The organism is Mycobacterium sp. (assembly GCF_049278535.1).
Classification (GTDB): Bacteria; Actinomycetota; Actinomycetes; order Mycobacteriales; family Mycobacteriaceae; genus Mycobacterium.
In genome coordinates, this window is the sequence record NZ_JBAPMI010000184.1 from 1 (window position 1) to 2,258 (window position 2,258).

The 2,258-nt window shown below is 65.5% G+C and carries 1 protein-coding gene and 1 pseudogene; both read right to left on the minus strand.

Annotated features, from left to right (window positions below):
* Positions 1-61 precede the first annotated feature (61 nt).
* Positions 62-1,432 (minus strand): NAD(P)/FAD-dependent oxidoreductase, encoded by a 1,371-nt coding sequence (locus WAO18_RS12360; protein ID WP_422206564.1) that lies wholly within the window; start codon positions 1,430-1,432, stop codon positions 62-64.
* A 101-nt stretch (positions 1,433-1,533) separates the two neighbouring features.
* Positions 1,534-2,258 (minus strand): annotated as a pseudogene (locus WAO18_RS12365) (LLM class flavin-dependent oxidoreductase); the annotation flags it as partial.

The following is a 2,258-nucleotide window of genomic DNA, read 5'->3' on the forward strand; positions in this document are numbered from 1 at the left end:
ACCTCGCGGCGGGCGGCTGCCTCGCCACCTGGCAGGGCGACCGGCTGGCGGAGGCGGGCCGCTAACTCGCGGCTCGCTCGCCTTCCTTGGCCGCCGCCAGATCCTCGAGCTGCTCGATCCTGGTTCGCGCGTACGCCTGCTGCTCGGTGATGGTGAGGTTTCCGCGCGCAGTCGACAGGAACGTCACCGTCCAGGACAGCAGCGTGGTGATCTTCGTCTTGAAGCCGACGAGGTAGACGAGGTGAAGCACCAGCCAGGCGAGCCACGCGATGAAGCCGCCGAATTCCAGCGGGCCGACCTTTGCGACCGCGGAGAACCGCGACACCGTCGCCATCGAACCCTTGTCGAAGTACTGGAACGGCTCGCGTTGCGTCGGGTCGGCGCCTCTGAGCTCCGCCTTGATCGCCTTCGCCGCGTACTTCGCACCCTGGATCGCACCCTGCGCCATGCCAGGCACGCCTTCGACGGCCGCCATGTCGCCGACCACGAATACCTGCGGATGGCCAGGGATGGACAAGTCCGGCAGCACCTTGACCCGGCCCGCGCGGTCCAGTTCCACGTCGGACTGGTCGGCGAGGTCGCGGCCGAGCGGGCTGGCCGACACACCGGCCGACCACACCTTGGTGGAGGACTCGATTCGGCGGATGGTGCCGTCGGCGTCCTTGACCGTGATGCCGTTGCGGTCCACATCGGTGACCATCGCGCCCAGCTGGATCTCGACGCCCATCTTCTCCAGTCGGGCCCGCGCCTTCAGGCCGAGCTTCTCGCCCATCGGCGGCAGCACCGCAGGCGCCGCGTCGAGCAGGATCACCCGCGCCTGCGTCGAATCAATATGGCGGAACGCGCCTTTCAGCGTGTGGTCGGCGAGTTCGGCGATCTGCCCGGCCATCTCGACACCGGTGGGCCCGGCGCCGACGACGGTGAATGTCAGCAGCTTCTCGCGCCGCGCGGGATCGCTTGAGCGCTCGGCCTGTTCGAACGCACCGAGGATGCGGCCACGCAGCTCGAGCGCGTCGTCGACCGTCTTCATTCCCGGAGCCCACTCCGCGAAATGGTCGTTGCCGAAGTAGGACTGGCCGGCACCGGCCGCGATGATCAGGCTGTCGTACGGCGTGACGTAGGAATGACCCAGCAGCTCCGACTTGACCGTCTTGGTGGCCAGGTCGATGTGTGTGACATTGCCAAGCAGCACCTGCGCATTCTTCTGCTTGCGCAGGATGATCCGTGTCGGAGGCGCGATCTCGCCCGACGAGATGATGCCGGTGGCCACCTGGTACAGCAGCGGCTGGAACAGGTGGTGGGTGGTCCTGGCGATCATCTTGACGTCGACGTCGGCGTGCTTGAGTGCCTTGGCGGCATTCAGGCCACCGAATCCCGAACCGACGATCACCACCCTGTGTCGTTCGGTTGCAGCGGCTCCGGGATGGCTCATTTTTCAGCTCCTCGACGGACTACACGTGCACTTATACAGACACTACGGTAGCCGTACCGCATCCCTTAAGGGCCGTGAGATTTGCCACGCAGCCCGGGCGTTTAACCGAGGAGCATCGGCCGCAACTTCTCTGCCACCGCGGTGATGGCGCCCGGCTGGTATCCGTTCAGGCTCGTCACCGGGCTCAGAATGACGCCGTCCACACCGGCGTCGAGAATCTTGGTCCTGACCTGGTCGGCGATCTGCTCCGGCCCACCGACAACGGCCTGCTGCTTGTAGTCGTCGGGAACCACATCCATGGTGACGTTCTCGTCGATGATCGCGATCGCAAGCACACTGGTTTCGAGTGTCGCGGGATCACGGCCGATCTCCTCGCAGCGGTCCCTGACCACCTGCACCTTGCGCGGCAGCTCGTCGAATCCGGCGATGATGTTCAGGTGGTCAAAGTACTTGGCGGCCAACGGAATTGTCTTCTTCTCGCCGCTGCCGCCGATCATCAGCGGGATGTGGTCACGGAAGCGCGGTTCGGCCATGGCCTACTTCACGCGGTAGTACTTGCCCTCGAACGTCGGCCGCTGGCCCTCCAACATCGGCAGGATGATCTGCAGGGCCTCGCCGAGCTTGTTGAAGCGGTCGGTGAAGGTGCCGAACTCATAGCCGAGCGAGTCATGCTCGAGCTCGTACCAGCCGGTGCCGATGCCGAGGACGGCGCGACCCTGGCTCATCACGTCCAGCGTGGTGATTTCTTTGGCCAGCAGGGCCGGATTGCGGTAGGTGTTGCCCGTGACCAGCGTGCCCAGCTGGACGTTGTCGGTCGCGGTCGCCA

Coding starts and splice junctions, on each gene's coding strand:
- WAO18_RS12360 (WP_422206564.1), bottom strand. CDS start 1,432: ATGAGCCATCCCGGAGCCGCTGCAACCGAACGACACAGGGTGGTGATC.